Below are 13,346 nucleotides of genomic sequence, written 5' to 3'. Positions count from 1 at the left end.
GGCATCAGTCTACCGCCGCAGGCCGGCGGCCTGCTGTAAGGCAGGTGGGTGGCAGGTAACAAATGCGGAATGCGGCTGCTATCCGTCGTAGTGCGTGCGGGCGGGTCCCTGGCCAAGGGAGTTGACCACTGAGGCAGCCACATCATGCAGCTTGGAATTGCGGGTGCTGGAGGCTGTCTTCAGGATCTCGAAGGCGTCGTGCTGGCTGCACCTGTTCTGGGCCATGATGATGCCCACTGCCATGTCGATGACGGTCCGGGATTCCAGCGTGGCCCGCAGGTTGGCGGCGGTCTCGCTGTAGTGCGCAAAGCGCACCGCGAGCCGCAGCGCGAGGGACGTCTGGCTGACGAAGTCCTCGGCAAACTCAAGAACCTGGGCCTCGAAACGGTTGGGGCGGCTCGAATACAGCAGCAGCGCCGCTTTCGTCCCGCCCTCCAGTTGGAACGGCACGGCAAGGACGGAGCGGACGCCCTGGTCCAGCAGGGCTGCCGAGTACTCGGGCCAGCGGCCGTCCTCCCGGACGTCCGGCACCGAGACGGTTGCCTGGGTGGTGGACGCTTCCATGCTGGGCGTCTGGTTGAACTCGTACTCGAGCCTGGCCACGGCCTCGGCGGCCGGACTGCTGCTGGCTACTGTGGCAGCTTTCCGTTCGCGCAGCAGGGTGATCGCGCACAGCATCTCGTCGCCGGGCTCGGAAAGCTTACGGGCGGACACCTGCGCCAGTTCGTTAAGGAAGTCCTCAACGTCAGAGCTGTTGAGGACGAGTTCATGCAGGTGCTCGGTTATGGAGTTATCGGTTTTTGCAGTTGACTCGCTGGCCACGGTTTCTTGGTGCCATTCGCTCAGGTCAAAACGAGCCGGCGACATGCACCTTCCACCTCAAGGGCGGCCGGCGGCTGAAGTCGCTGGATTCGACGAACTTTTCCAACGGCCTGCTGCTAAACCGATATCCAGAAGTATATACAGCTCCGGCCTGTGGCAACGCCGCTTTTGGGGCTGGCGCGGCACGTTGCGCACTGCTTCGAAAACTGAGTACTCCGCCCCCAAACCAAGAAGCCGGTTCCGGCAATGCTGTGAAAAGACCAGTACAACTACGCGTTGTTTGCGCTCCCGGCGCCGGGAAATATGGGCGTCATCGATCAGCCGGAAGCAAGTTCCCGTAGTGGTTCCCGATGGCTGTGCGTCTCAGAAACAGTCGTTATCCCCCAGCCAAAGGAGTCTCCACCATGCGCAAAATGACGAAGAAAAACAAGGTCCTGGCAGCAGCCGGAGCACTGGCCCTGGTGGCAGGCGGCGGCGGAGCTGCCTACGCCTACTGGACCACCACCGGTTCCGGCAGCGGCGGTGCCGCCAACTCGACAGGCGGCGGCACCGTCACCCTGCACGCGAACTTCGACGCGGGCCTCACCCCCGGCGACAGCCGCAGCGTTGGCTACACGGCGGACAATTCAGACCTGAACACCAGCACCAAGGTGGGCGCCCTGACCGCCACCGTGGCCACAGACATCACCGGCTGCCTGCCCGAGTGGTTCAGCGTCACCGCCAACACCAGCAACACCACTGTCCCGAAGAACTCAACGGGTACCTCCGTGGGCAGCGGCACCCTGACGTTCAATGACAGCGCAACTGTGGATCAGAGCGCCTGCAAGGGTGCCACTGTGACCATCAACGTCAGCAGCCTCTAAGAGCTTCGCCGGCGGGGAGGGGCAGCACCTCCCCGCCGGCGAATTCCACGTCCTCCCATTCCAGTCAGCCAGAAGGGCTTTTTCGTGCAGAACACATCCGGGTACTTCCGCACAGCAGTGAAGGTGCTGCTGGTGGGGCTGTTGGTGATGTTCGTTTCGGCGGGCTCCATCTTCGCCGCCAGCCAGGGAGGGAACCAGGGCAACAAGTCGGGCGTCACCATCCAGGTGAATCCCGCCACCAGGACAGTAGATCAGGGCGGCACCGCCAGCTATGCTGCCTCGCTCACGTCCGCCAACGGGTTCAGCGGAAACGTCACACCCACCGTGTCCGGCCTTCCAGCCAATACGACGGCGGCTTTCGCACCTTCTTCCGTAACCCTCACCTCCGGGAAAAGCGCCACAGTCACCCTGACGGTGGTGACGCAGGCAACCACCCCGGACGGCAAGGCCGACCTGACCATCGCCACCGCAGCCGGCACCAGCCAGGCCAGCGGCGTCGTAGTCCAATTGGTTGTCCAAGCCTCCAAAAAAACGTTCACCATCTCAGGGAACCTGGGCGTCCCGCTGTCTCCCGGAACCACGGTCCCGCTGAATCTTTCCATCACGAACCCCAACAACAAGAGCCTGGCACTGTCCAGTCTGTCCGTCTCGGTGGCAAGTGTGACTAGGACCCAGGCAGCGGTCGCCGCGGGGCTTTCCTGCACCCCTGCGGACTATGCAGTGACCAACTACAGCGGCCAGTACCCGCTTACCGTTGCCGTGGGGACCTCAACGCTTCAGTCACTCAAGCTGTCGCCGGATCTATGGCCAAGGATCGGCATGCTGGACACCAATGTGAACCAGGACGGCTGCAAGGGCGCCACGCTCCAGCTCGCCTATTCCGGAACAGGGGAGGGGAACTGACATGACGTCCACACTGAAGAAAACGTCCCGGCGGCTGGCTGCCAAGTCAGCGGCAGCAGCCGTCGCTCTTTGCCTCGCGACCGGAGCAGGCGCGGCCTACGCCTACTGGACAGCCGTGGGAGCGGGCTCAGGAGCCGCCGTCAACGGCACCATGCGGATGGTCGCCGTCGAAGCCCTCGTGGCCGGGGACGGCACGCAAAACAGTCTCGTCCCGGGCGGCACCGCCGATGTTGCCGTCCGGGCGTTCAACCCCAACAGCTTCCCGGTCAACGTGCACGCCATCCGGGGCAACGGGGCCGCGACTGCAGACGCCAACCACCCCGGCTGCACCACCACCGGGGTGACCTTCATGGACCCGGCCGCCCCGCTTGCGGTCACCATCCCGGCGAACACATCCGTGCTCATTACTTTGCCCGCGGCGGCCGCGATGTCGCTTGCATCATCCTCCGGCTGCCAAGGTGCAACCTTCAGCCTTCCCGTCACCTTGGAGGCCCGGAAATGATCCGCCCCAACCAGGCCCCACAGCCGATTGAGCCCGGGCACCGCAACCAGCACCGCCGCCGCAAGCTCACCCGCATCGCGGGGGTGCTGGCGGCCGCCGTCGTCATTTCATGGGGTGGTCCGGCAGCCAACGCTTTCTGGCAGACCCTGGGCAGCAACGCCGGAGCGGCCAGGGCCGACGCCATCCCCGCGGTGGCGGCTCCGTCCGCAGTGGTGTCCGGAGGTGCTGCATCCATCAGCTGGAAGCAGGGCACGACGGCGGAAGGCCGTCCGGTTGGCGGCTACACCGTGGCGCGGTACTCGTCCGCGAGCGGCGGCACCAAGGTTTCCGGCACGGGCGGCTGCGCCGGAACTATCACCGTCCTGACGTGCAGCGAAACCTCACTGCCGGCCGGCACCTGGTACTACACCGTCACGCCGGTACTCGGCGCGTGGGCGGGAATTGAATCTGCCCGAAGCGTGGGAGTGACCGCCGCGGACACGACGCCGCCCGTTGCTCCAACCATCACGGCGCCGGCGCTGGTCAGCAGCGCTCCTGCAGCAACAAACAGCGCCAACGTGGGCAGCGTGCCTGTAACGCTTTCGGCTGAACAAGGCTCATCCGTGAGGATTACCGCTACCGAGACCGCACCGGCCGGCGGCAGCGCGCAGAGCGTCTTCCAAGTGCTGACGGCGACTGGATCAAATCAGACGGTGACCTTCAACCTCTCGGCGCTCAGGGACGGAACCATCACCTACTCGGCGGTGGCCACTGACGCCGCGGGCAATGCCAGTGCTCCCGGGACGGCCACTTCAGCCAAGGATGCGACGGCGCCGGCTGTCTCGGCCGTATCGCTTGGCAACGGGGGAAGCCAGTTCATCGCTGACGCTGGAGACAAGGTTGTGGTGACGTTCTCGGAGCCCCTGCTTCCTTCCAGTATTTGCAGCGGCTGGACGGACCCTTCCGGTATCAAATCCGCAAATGGTACGCTCACCATCGCCGGCGGGAACTCCTTGAAGTTCACCAGCACCGACCCAGGATGCCCTTCAATCAGGTTCGGGACGGTGACGCTCAACGGGAACTACTCAGCGGGCGGCGACCTTAGCTTCAGTTCGTCACTGGTATGGAACCCCGGCACGCTCCAACTCACCGTCAACCTCGTGAACCTGGCTAGTGGCACGCCGACAACAAAACAAGGAAACGTGCTGCCAACCTACATTCCGGCTTCCGGGCTGACTGACGGCGCCGGAAACCTCCTTCCCGCCGGACCCGTCCCGGGGACCAACTCGAGGTTCTAGATAGAACTGAAACCCACTGCCAGCCTCCGGATCGCCTCCCGGAGGCTGGCATTGTGTTGCCCGTTATGGGCAGAATAGGGCAGCGCCGGGGCTGCCGGCGGCGGACCCGGAAACCAGCGGTAGCTGCGCCGCGGAGGGACAACGAACATGACCAGACTGCTCATCATCGGTCCGCCCGGCTCCGGCAAGGGAACCCAGGCTGAAAAGCTGGCGCGCCACTTCGGGATCCCCGCCGTCTCCACGGGTGAAATCTTCCGCAGCAATGTCAGCAGGCAAACGGAACTGGGCAACGAAGCCGCCAAGTATCTCGACGGCGGGGATTTTGTGCCCGACCACCTGACCAACGCCCTGGTCAAGGACCGCCTCCGGGACGCTGATGTCCGGGCGGGCTTCCTGCTGGACGGGTACCCGCGCACCGCCCCCCAGGTGGTGGAGCTGGACAACTTCCTGGCCTCCCAGGGCGGCTTCCTCGACGCCGTCATCGAACTCCGCGCCCCGGACTCGGAACTGGAACAGCGGATGCTGGAGCGTGCCCGGAAGGAAGGCCGCCGGGACGATACGGTGGACGTGTTCCGGCGCAGGCTTGATCTGTATCACCGGGAGACCCACGAAGTGGTGTCCGTCTATGCGGGCCGGGGACTCCTGGTGTCGGTCAACGGCAGCGGCGACCCGGGTGAGATCACTGCACAGGCGATTGACGCCGTCGAACGCTTCATCAACGGAAAGGAAAAACGCGCATGAGAGTGGCAGTAACCGGGGGAAGCGGAAAGCTTGGACGGCACGTGGTCCGGCGGCTGGTGGATGACGGACACCAGGTGCTGAACCTGGACCGGGCTGGTGAGCGGAGCCCCGGGCTGGTGGTGGTGGACCTGCGCAACTACGGGCAGGTCCTGGATGTCCTGCTGGGAGTGGATGACCGGCATAACGGGTTTGATGCTGTGGTGCACCTCGGAGCCATACCGGCGCCGGGCATCATCCCTGACGCGGCCACCTTCGAGAACAACATGCTTTCCACCTATAACGTGTTCCAGGCGGCCCGCCGGGCTGCGATCAAGAAGGTTGTCTACGCTTCCAGCGAGACGGTGCTGGGACTGCCGTTCGACGTCGACCCGCCCTACATCCCCGTGGACGAGGAGTACCCGGCGCGGCCGGAGAGCACCTACTCCCTGGTGAAGCACCTCGAGGAGCAGATGGCGGTGGAGCTGACCCGCTGGGACCCGGAGCTGAGCATCTCCGGGCTGCGTTTCTCCAACGTAATGGACCCCGGCGACTATGCGAAATTCCCGAGCTTCGACGCCGACGCAACGCTGCGGAAGTGGAATCTCTGGGGCTATATCGACGGCCGTGACGGGGCGCAGGCCGTAGTCCGCGCGCTGGAGAACGGCCGGCCCGGCTTCGAGGCATACATCATTGCCAATGCGGATACGGTCATGAGCCGGTCAAGTGCCAGCCTCGCTGCCGAGGTATTCCCCGCCGTCAAAGTCACCAAGGAGTTGGGCGAGCACGAGACCATGCTGTCCATCGACAAGGCCCGGCGACTGCTTGGCTTCGAGCCCGAACACTCCTGGCGGAACCACGTGGCGGATACCGCAGGAGGCGCGCCAGACTAGGGAATTGCGGTCCCGCGCAGGAATCGCCAAGTGTTGGCACAGGATCCCGCAAGGACCCGGATCCTGGCCGTTGTTGGGTCCTAATCTTTTGGTAAGGGCGGATGGATGGTCTGCCCGCGCAGCCCGCAACGCCAAAACAAGGACCCCAAAATTCGTACTCCCGCCTTTGTTCTGCCCGCCACAGCAGTGTTGGTTTTCGCCGCCGCACTTTCCGCCACTGCCGTGCCTGCCTCGGCAGCCCCACCTGCCGATACCGGAGCTGGCCGCTACATCGTCCAGTACGCAGCCGGCGCCGACGTGGCAGCAGAGGCGGCCGGACTACGGGGACAGGGCCTCGCCGTCGGCCGTACGTTTTCACACGCGGTCCGCGCTGCAGTGGTCACCGCCAATCCTGCCCAGGCGGCCGCACTGGCACGTTCGGGCCGCGTTGTTGCGGTGGAGCCGGATGCCCGCGTCAGCGTCTCCGCCACAGAGCAGCCGGCACCGTGGGGCCTGGACCGCATCGACCAGAAGTCCTTGCCCCTGTCCGGGTCTTACTCCTGGACTTCCTCCGGCGCCGGGGTGAGCGCCTACGTCGTGGATACGGGCGTCCTGGCCTCGCACGCCGATTTTGGTGGCAGGGTGGCCGCAGGCTGGTCAGCTGTCGCCGACGGACTGGGCTCGGGTGACTGCAACGGCCACGGCACGCATGTGGCCGGCTCAGTAGCGGGTTCCACCTATGGCGTGGCAAAGAGCGCCACCGTGGTGCCTGTGCGCGTGCTCGACTGCAATGGGTCCGGCTACAACTCCGACGTGGTGGCCGGGCTCGACTGGGTTGCCGCCAACCACGCCGCCGGAACACCGGCCGTGGTCAACCTGAGCCTGGGCGGAGGCGTGAGCACCACCGTGGACGCCGCCATCCAGGCAGTGATCAACGACGGCGTCACTGCAGTGGTTGCCGCCGGCAACTCTGCCGTGGACGCCTGCAACAGTTCCCCCGCCCGCGTTCCGGCCGCCGTCACAGTAGCGGCCAGCGATTCTGCGGACCGGCAGGCGTCCTTCTCCAACTTCGGGCCGTGCGTGGACCTCTACGCGCCCGGGGTCGGCATCACCTCCACCTACTACACCTCTGCCACTGCCACCGCATCCATGTCCGGGACCTCAATGGCCTCGCCACACGTGGCTGGGGCGGCGGCGCTGCTGTTGTCCCAGAACCCGGCCCTCACTCCGGCCCAGGTGGCTGCTGCGCTCACGTCCAACGCCACCGCCGGGGTGGTTACCGGCACCACCAGCGGCACGCCCAACCGCCTGCTGTTCGCCGGTGCCGTTGCTGCTGCCCCGGCTCCTGCACCGGCTCCTGCTCCGGCTCCTGCCCCTGCTCCCGCGCCTGCCCCTGCGCCTGCCCCTGCACCTGCTCCTGCACCGGCGCCCGCGCCTGCTCCGACCGTCACGGCGATGACGCCGGGGGTTGATGCCACCGCAATAGCGGCCGGTTCCAACGTCACGGCCACCTTCAGCGCCGCGGTCCAGGGCGTGACCAGCGGGACTTTTGTCCTCAAGAACTCCGCCGGCAGCACCATCCCCGCCACCGTCACCTACAACGCCACCACCCGTACAGCCACCCTTGACCCGGCTGCCAACCTGGCCGCGGACACCCGCTTCACCGCAACACTGGTGGGCGGAACCTCGGCCATCCGCGGCACTACAGGCACGCCGCTCGCCTCCGCCAGCTGGAGCTTCCTGACCGGGCCGGCACCCGTGGTCACCAGCACAACGCCCGGCAGCAACGCACTGCTGGTGCGGCGGACCAACAACATCAGCGTCATGTTCAACGAGGCTGTCCAGGCCGTCAACGGAACCACCTTCACAGTGAAGAACGCCGCCACCGGAGCCGTGGTGCCAGCCTCCGTGTACCGGAACGGGACCACCAACCAGTGGATCCTGGACCCCCAGCAGCCGCTGGCCGCCAAGACCAAATACACCGTGACGGTGACCGGCGGCAGCGCTGCGGTGAGGGACCTGGCCGGCAACCCCTTCGGCGGCCGGAGCTGGCAGTTCACCACCGGTTCCTTCTAGGTTTCGGCCTGGACCGTCTTGAGCAGGAACTCAGCGCGCCCGTGCACGGCCCCGTTGATCTGCAGCTCCAGCGCATGCAATCCCGGATGGTGCACCCTGGTTGTCATCTGCCGGAAGGCGTGGCGCTTGGACAGGCTCCGGCGCTCGCCCGGTGCGAGGGTCAGGGTTGAGATCTTGAAAACCTTGGCGGACTGGCTGCCATTGGCCTTTTGGTAGTGCACCAGGTAATCCACGGCGAGCTTCACCTCTTCGGTGCCGGAATTGGAAATCTCAAAAGCGAACGTCAGCTCACCCGGTACGGTGAGGGTTTCCTGGTCCAGGCGCGGGCCGTTCACGGCCACGGCCGCAGGGGTGAAGCCCAGCAGTGCCAGGGCCCCGGGATGCCCTTTCTTGATCAGCGTGCGGAGCCCATGGCGGACCACCCACGCCGTGTTTTTGTCCGCAGCTCCGAGCCAGCGCCCGGCGGTGGCAACAACAGCGTCCGGGGCGTGCCGGGCAAGGTCGTTGAGGTGGTTTGCCACCGAGCGCCGCACGTACTCAGAGGAGTCCCGGTACAGCGCATCCAGGATGGGGAGGGTGGCTTCCGGGCGCTGGACGAGTGCGGGCACGCGCACCGCCCAGGGCAGGTAGGGCCGGGTGCCCTCGCTTGCCAGCCGGCGCACATGCTCGTCCGGGTTTGCTGTCCACTCCTGGATTGCTGCCAGGGCGCGGTCCGGGTTCCGGGCAAGGAGCCGACGGATGGCGAATTCACCGGTGAGCCGCGGCGTGAGTTCGGCCAGCAGCGCCAGGCAGTCGTCAAAGTCCTCCAATACACCTGAATCCAGGGCGAGGCTGACTGCCGCTTCGGACACCGGCCACAGGACCCAGCCGGTAAATTCGGGAAACTGAAGCGCCGTCCGGAAGCTGCGGGCCGCCGTCGTAAACCCGTCACCGCCGCTGGCCTCGCTGATGTCGGCCACCAGTGCCCGGGCCACTAGATCCGTGCGGGCACGTAAATTGAGCTCACCCAGCTCCGCGCCGGTGGCTGCGGTCCGCTCCCATGGGACTCCTGGCGAGGTCTCCTTGAGGATGCCGACGAGGGTGGCTATGGCCGGCGGGTCAATCAGTTCGTTCATCACGCCCATGCAGTCAGGCTACCGCCGGGCCAGGACAATAAGGGCCCCTCCGAACGCCAGCGGGAAACCGCGCTGCTCATTTCCGCCGCACCAACGCCGCGGAACAGGGATAATCTTCACCCTAGGCAAACTTCACTACCGAGGGACGGACGTGCCGGTGGGACAGCAGGAATCAGCAGGCTCCGGAACCAGCCGGAAGAATACCGGCAAATGGCGGGCCTTCCATGACAAGTTTGTGGTGGAGGAGCGCTACGTTGACCCGGTGGACCGGCGCAGCCTGTACCGGGCAGCCGTCATCCTGGCGGCGGTGGGACTGGCGCTTTTCCTTGCCACCCTGGTCAGCGTGGTCCAGGCAGATGGACTATCCGCCGCCGACGTGCCCGTCCGGGACTGGCTGCTGGGGCTGAGGTCCCAGACCCTGACGGTGGTGATGATCTTCCTCGCCGTGCTGTTCGGCCCGATTGCCCTCCCCATCATCGTGCTGGTGGTGGTGGTCGTGTGGGGCTTCGCCGCGAAGCACGCCTGGCGCCCCGTGGTGCTGGCGTCTGCAATGCTCAGCGGGGTCATCATTTCGCAGATCATCCTCCAGATAGTGCGCCGGTCGCGCCCGCCCGTGGATCAGATGCTCTTCGGGATAGACCACACCTTCTCGTTTCCCTCCGGACACGTCCTGGGGGCGTGCGACTTCCTGCTGGTGGGCACGTTCTTGATCTATTCACGGCGGAAGAACAGGAAGGCTGCGGTTTTTGGGTTCATCGGAGCGGGAGTCGGGATTGTGCTGGCCTCGGTCAGCCGGCTGTACCTGGGATACCACTGGCTCAGCGACGCCCTGGCCTCGGTCTCGCTGTCACTGCTGATCCTCGGGGGAGTCATCGCCCTGGATACATGGCGGACGGCAAGGGTTCCCGGTGAGCGGATCACGGGCGAACTGTCCAAGGCTGAAACCCAGCGGGACTAAACCGTCACGCGGGCGGCCGCGACCGGGCACGCTTCAAGGCACGGTGGAGCTTGAGGTTGGCTTCCTCCAGTTCCAGCACTTTGGCAACTCCGGCGAGGTTCAGGCCCTGGTCAAGGAGCTCGCCGATCCTGAGCAGCACGGCAATGTCCGCGTCGCTGTACTGCCGCGTGCCGCCCGAGGTGCGGGACGGCGTCAGCAGGCCCCGGGTCTCGTAGAGGCGGATATTCTGCTGGCCGGTGCCCGCCAGTTTCGCCGCCACCGAAATGGCATACAGTGCGCGCCCCTTCGCGTTCACGGGGGCCCGGCCTGTTTCCTGCTCTGCCATTGGCTTTCTCCAGAATTTTTGGCGGTGATCTTGCTTCAGTTTCTCACGGGTGCTATAAAAAATCTATATCCACCACCATAGATCATGAAGCGGTGGATATGGCAGGAACCAACATCTAACAAGCTGAAGGAGTGGGAAATGATGTTGATGCGCACGGACCCGTTCCGTGAGCTGGACCGGCTCACGCAGCAGGTCTTTGGAACCGCCGCCCGCCCGGCTGCCATGCCCATGGATGCCTGGCAGGAGGATGGCGAGTTTGTTGTGGCCTTTGATCTTCCGGGCGTCAAGCTCGATTCGCTGGACCTGAACGTTGAGCGCAACGTCCTCACGGTGCGCGCCGAACGCAAGGATCCCACCCAGCCCAACGTGGAGCTGGTTGCTTCCGAGCGTCCCCGCGGCGTTTTCAGCCGCCAGCTGATCCTGGGCGACACCTTGAACACGGACAACATCAAGGCCAGCTATGACCAAGGTGTCCTGACGCTGCGGATCCCCGTGGCGGAACAGGCCAAGCCCCGCAAGATCGAAATCCAGACCCAGCAGGGCGAGATGCACCAGATCGGAAGCTAGGACGGACCCGTGGCGCAGGGCAGCCGTGGCGGTTGCCCTGCGCCGCCCCCGTATCCGGACGCATCTGGAACCGGAAGACCCACATGAGCGACATCCCGGACTACTACGCAACGCTGCGCGTCCCGCGTGACGCCACCCAGCAGCAGATTTCCCGTGCCTACCGGGCCCTCATGCGCAGCCACCATCCCGACCTCGATGCGGGCAGGGCCACCATGGGCAGCCAACAGAGCGTCCCGGTAACGGCTCCGCCGCTGCCGGAGGGGGAGCTGCTGCGGATCATGCAGGCCTTCGCCGTCCTGCGCGATCCGGTCCGGCGGGCGGACTACGACCGCGGGGTGAAGGCGGCACCTGCAGCCCGGGCAACGCCGGCGTCGGGAACCGCGCGGGATATTCCGGTCCGCAAAGTCCAGCCCCGGAGCCGCCCTTCGGGGAACACCATCAGGATCAGCCCGGTGCGCTGGGAGAGCGGCCCCTGGGCCTAGCTGCAGAAACCACGCGGCGCATCGGCTACCTTCAGCCGCCGACGGACCCACCGGGGCGGCTCTACGTTAGGGAGGCAAACTGTATGAGCGATTGGCGCCGTTACGACTCACACCTCATGCCGGCGTTCCACGAGCGCTTCGAACAGCGCTGGGGCAAAGGCACCGCCCCGTTCCTGGACCCCGAAGCTCATGAGGAGCCCTTGCCCCGTGCACAGTGGATCAACCCGGCAACCGGCGCTGCCCTGGCCGTGGTGCCGGTCTGGACAAACGACGAAAAGCAGCAGCGTTCCTTCGGCGTCTTTTATCTGCCGCCGGCCGGGGACATCTGGGTCCTGCGGCCGGGCTACACGGGGTACCTTGAACCGGCCGACGGCGAAACAGAGCACCTCGTGACGCTCCGCAACGATGCCTTCCGCAAGGCGGTGGCGCATGCGAAGGATTTCCTGTTCGGAGATCAGTAGTCAGGCGCTCCCCGGGGCACCACTGCCCAGCAGGCTCCGGGTGAGGGTCTCGGCGTCGTCCATCAGTTCTTCCGCGGCCGCTGCCAGGTGCACATCCGACACCGGTGCATCTTCCAGGGCTGCAGCCACCACGGCGCGGCGCACCAGTTCGCGGGCGAAGGACGCGGTAGTTCCGGCAGTACGGGCGGCGGCGGTTGCCACCGCCTCCTCACTGAAATTGGCCTGCCGGCCATAGAGCCGAAGGAGCGCAATCCGCTCATTAAGCGCGGGCAGCGGGATCTCCACAGCCAGGTCCACCCGGCCGGGGCGCTGTGCCAGCGCGCGCTCGAGCATGTCCGGCCGGTTCGTGGTGAGCACAAACGCGACGTCGGCGTCGTTGTCCAGGCCGTCCATGGCATCAAGAACCTCAAAGAGCAGCGGCTGCGGCCCGTGGCCGAAACTCCGGTCCTCGGCGATGAGGTCGCAATCCTCCAACACCACGATCGAGGGCTGCAAAGCCCTGGCCATCCGGGCCGCTTCCGAAATCCTGGCCAGCGAACCCCCGCTGAGGAGAATGGCCGTAGCGTCCACGCTCTGTCCCAGCAGATAGCGGACGGTGTGTGTTTTGCCGGTTCCCGGCGGCCCGTACAGCAGGACACCCCGCTTGAGATGCTGGCCATGGCGCTTCAGAGACTCACGGTGGGCGGCAATGCCCACAGCGTGGTCCGCCACCTTCTGCAGCAACCCCGGCGGGAGGATCACCTCCTGCCCCTCAAGCCGTGGCCGGGAATGGAAGGTCACTCCGCCGCTGCTCGGCCCGAACTCACCCATGGTCAGGGAAACCACCTGGCCCTTCAACACGCTCTGGCTGTCCATCCGCCGCCGGTACTCGGCCAGGAACGCCGTCCCGGTGCCAATGTTTTCGGCCACCACCTCAAGCGAAGCCGACTGCCGTCCCGAGCGCGGATCCGCCGCACGCTGCAGCACACCCAGCCGGCCGCCGTCGTACGTCAACAGTCTCAGCCCGAAGCCCACCGCCTGCCGCTGCGCCTCCGGGCCCACCGCAAGGTTCACGTAGTCCGGCTGGGCGAGGGGAAACTGCGGGAACACCTGCGACTGCTGGACCATGTCGCTCAGCGACTGGTGGTGCCGCTGACCGCCCCCACCGATCCCCACCAGGCGGCTTCCCGGGTCGAGGGCAGCGAGGTCCGCCATCACGATGTCCGCATCAACGAACCGATGAGGCGGAATTTCTTCCTCCACCACGGCAAGGTTTTCGGCCGCCACGCCCAGGTGCCCGGTCAAGGCTTCCAGCAGCTGCGTTCCGGGCTGGCGGCGGTGGCTGCCCGCCTGGGCCAACTGCACCAGAAGCGCAAAATCGTCGATGAACTTCCCCAGTTTTTCATCCATTCCCAGACCCTAGCAGG

Annotated in this window: 15 protein-coding genes; 11 read left to right on the top strand and 4 right to left on the bottom strand. The window is 65.8% G+C overall.

Features of this window, described 5'->3' with window-relative positions; translation table 11 throughout:
* Positions 1-78 precede the first annotated feature (78 nt).
* A complete protein-coding gene (locus BMX78_RS16195; RefSeq protein ID WP_091421657.1) occupies positions 79-822 on the bottom strand; it encodes a GAF and ANTAR domain-containing protein in 744 nt (247 codons plus the stop codon).
* Between the two features lie 404 nt (positions 823-1,226).
* Here BMX78_RS16195 and BMX78_RS16190 point away from each other — a divergent pair, with 404 nt between their 5' ends.
* The 7 genes from BMX78_RS16190 (at position 1,227) to BMX78_RS16160 (ending at position 8,032) form a co-directional block, all read left to right on the top strand.
* Entirely contained in the window at positions 1,227-1,685 is a 459-nt protein-coding gene (locus BMX78_RS16190) for a hypothetical protein (protein WP_091421431.1), read from the top strand.
* Between the two features lie 84 nt (positions 1,686-1,769).
* The gene (locus tag BMX78_RS16185) at positions 1,770-2,588 is read left to right on the top strand and encodes a COG1470 family protein (RefSeq protein WP_091421428.1); all 819 of its coding nucleotides are present in this window, start codon (positions 1,770-1,772) and stop codon (positions 2,586-2,588) included.
* 1 nt (position 2,589) lies between these two features.
* A complete protein-coding gene (locus tag BMX78_RS16180; RefSeq protein WP_091421425.1) occupies positions 2,590-3,090 on the top strand; it encodes a hypothetical protein in 501 nt (166 codons plus the stop codon).
* Entirely contained in the window at positions 3,087-4,367 is a 1,281-nt protein-coding gene (locus BMX78_RS16175; protein WP_286139072.1) for a hypothetical protein, read from the top strand. Before BMX78_RS16180 ends, BMX78_RS16175 begins: the two co-directional genes overlap by 4 nt.
* Positions 4,368-4,514: 147 nt before the next feature.
* Positions 4,515-5,108, top strand: a complete 594-nt coding sequence (locus BMX78_RS16170; RefSeq protein ID WP_091421422.1) for an adenylate kinase — start codon at positions 4,515-4,517, stop codon at positions 5,106-5,108.
* Complete coding sequence (locus tag BMX78_RS16165) at positions 5,105-5,977, top strand: NAD-dependent epimerase/dehydratase family protein (protein ID WP_091421417.1); 873 nt, start codon at positions 5,105-5,107, stop codon at positions 5,975-5,977. The genes BMX78_RS16170 and BMX78_RS16165 overlap by 4 nt, the downstream gene beginning before the upstream one ends.
* A gap of 105 nt (positions 5,978-6,082) precedes the next feature.
* The gene (locus BMX78_RS16160; protein WP_091421413.1) at positions 6,083-8,032 is read left to right on the top strand and encodes a S8 family serine peptidase; all 1,950 of its coding nucleotides are present in this window, start codon (positions 6,083-6,085) and stop codon (positions 8,030-8,032) included.
* On the opposite strand, the gene BMX78_RS16155 is transcribed toward BMX78_RS16160, so the two are convergent.
* On the bottom strand, positions 8,029-9,156 hold the full coding sequence (locus tag BMX78_RS16155; protein ID WP_091421410.1) for a DNA alkylation repair protein: 1,128 nt from the start codon (positions 9,154-9,156) through the stop codon (positions 8,029-8,031). The two genes, BMX78_RS16160 and BMX78_RS16155, sit on opposite strands and share 4 nt — an antisense overlap.
* A 148-nt stretch (positions 9,157-9,304) precedes the next feature.
* Here BMX78_RS16155 and BMX78_RS16150 point away from each other — a divergent pair, with 148 nt between their 5' ends.
* Positions 9,305-10,105, top strand: coding sequence for a phosphatase PAP2 family protein (locus tag BMX78_RS16150; protein ID WP_286139071.1), 801 nt, complete (start codon positions 9,305-9,307; stop codon positions 10,103-10,105).
* Between the two features lie 4 nt (positions 10,106-10,109).
* Here BMX78_RS16150 and BMX78_RS16145 read toward each other — a convergent pair whose 3' ends face one another.
* On the bottom strand, positions 10,110-10,430 hold the full coding sequence (locus tag BMX78_RS16145) for a MerR family transcriptional regulator (RefSeq protein WP_091421403.1): 321 nt from the start codon (positions 10,428-10,430) through the stop codon (positions 10,110-10,112).
* A 141-nt stretch (positions 10,431-10,571) separates the two neighbouring features.
* Between BMX78_RS16145 and BMX78_RS16140 the strand changes: the two genes are divergently transcribed.
* The 3 genes from BMX78_RS16140 to BMX78_RS16130 all read left to right on the top strand — a co-directional run bounded on the left by BMX78_RS16140 (position 10,572) and on the right by BMX78_RS16130 (position 11,940).
* Positions 10,572-10,997 carry an Hsp20/alpha crystallin family protein gene (locus BMX78_RS16140; protein ID WP_091421651.1) on the top strand — a complete coding sequence of 142 codons (426 nt, stop codon included), beginning with the start codon at positions 10,572-10,574 and terminating at the stop codon, positions 10,995-10,997.
* Between the two features lie 83 nt (positions 10,998-11,080).
* Complete coding sequence (locus tag BMX78_RS16135; RefSeq protein ID WP_091421400.1) at positions 11,081-11,479, top strand: J domain-containing protein; 399 nt, start codon at positions 11,081-11,083, stop codon at positions 11,477-11,479.
* Between the two features lie 83 nt (positions 11,480-11,562).
* Positions 11,563-11,940, top strand: a complete 378-nt coding sequence (locus tag BMX78_RS16130) for a hypothetical protein (protein ID WP_091421395.1) — start codon at positions 11,563-11,565, stop codon at positions 11,938-11,940.
* On the opposite strand, the gene BMX78_RS16125 is transcribed toward BMX78_RS16130, so the two are convergent.
* Positions 11,941-13,329 carry an AAA family ATPase gene (locus tag BMX78_RS16125; RefSeq protein ID WP_091421391.1) on the bottom strand — a complete coding sequence of 463 codons (1,389 nt, stop codon included), beginning with the start codon at positions 13,327-13,329 and terminating at the stop codon, positions 11,941-11,943. It lies immediately after the preceding gene.
* Between the last annotated feature and the right edge of the window lie 17 nt (positions 13,330-13,346).

Source organism: Arthrobacter sp. OV608 (genome assembly GCA_900110595.1).
Taxonomy (GTDB): Bacteria; Actinomycetota; Actinomycetes; order Actinomycetales; family Micrococcaceae; genus Arthrobacter.
This window is presented reverse-complemented; position numbering and strand designations above follow the sequence as displayed.

Bases quoted from the DNA above. Each gene is read 5' to 3' on its own strand.
- BMX78_RS16165 (WP_091421417.1), top strand. From the start codon at position 5,105: ATGAGAGTGGCAGTAACCGGGGGAAGCGGAAAGCTTGGACGGCACGTG.
- BMX78_RS16135 (WP_091421400.1), top strand. From the start codon at position 11,081: ATGAGCGACATCCCGGACTACTACGCAACGCTGCGCGTCCCGCGTGAC.
- BMX78_RS16145 (WP_091421403.1), bottom strand. From the start codon at position 10,430: ATGGCAGAGCAGGAAACAGGCCGGGCCCCCGTGAACGCGAAGGGGCGC.
- BMX78_RS16130 (WP_091421395.1), top strand. From the start codon at position 11,563: ATGAGCGATTGGCGCCGTTACGACTCACACCTCATGCCGGCGTTCCAC.
- BMX78_RS16125 (WP_091421391.1), bottom strand. From the start codon at position 13,329: ATGGATGAAAAACTGGGGAAGTTCATCGACGATTTTGCGCTTCTGGTG.
- BMX78_RS16175 (WP_286139072.1), top strand. From the start codon at position 3,087: ATGATCCGCCCCAACCAGGCCCCACAGCCGATTGAGCCCGGGCACCGC.
- BMX78_RS16170 (WP_091421422.1), top strand. From the start codon at position 4,515: ATGACCAGACTGCTCATCATCGGTCCGCCCGGCTCCGGCAAGGGAACC.
- BMX78_RS16190 (WP_091421431.1), top strand. From the start codon at position 1,227: ATGCGCAAAATGACGAAGAAAAACAAGGTCCTGGCAGCAGCCGGAGCA.
- BMX78_RS16180 (WP_091421425.1), top strand. From the start codon at position 2,590: ATGACGTCCACACTGAAGAAAACGTCCCGGCGGCTGGCTGCCAAGTCA.
- BMX78_RS16140 (WP_091421651.1), top strand. From the start codon at position 10,572: ATGTTGATGCGCACGGACCCGTTCCGTGAGCTGGACCGGCTCACGCAG.
- BMX78_RS16160 (WP_091421413.1), top strand. From the start codon at position 6,083: ATGGTCTGCCCGCGCAGCCCGCAACGCCAAAACAAGGACCCCAAAATT.
- BMX78_RS16155 (WP_091421410.1), bottom strand. From the start codon at position 9,156: ATGGGCGTGATGAACGAACTGATTGACCCGCCGGCCATAGCCACCCTC.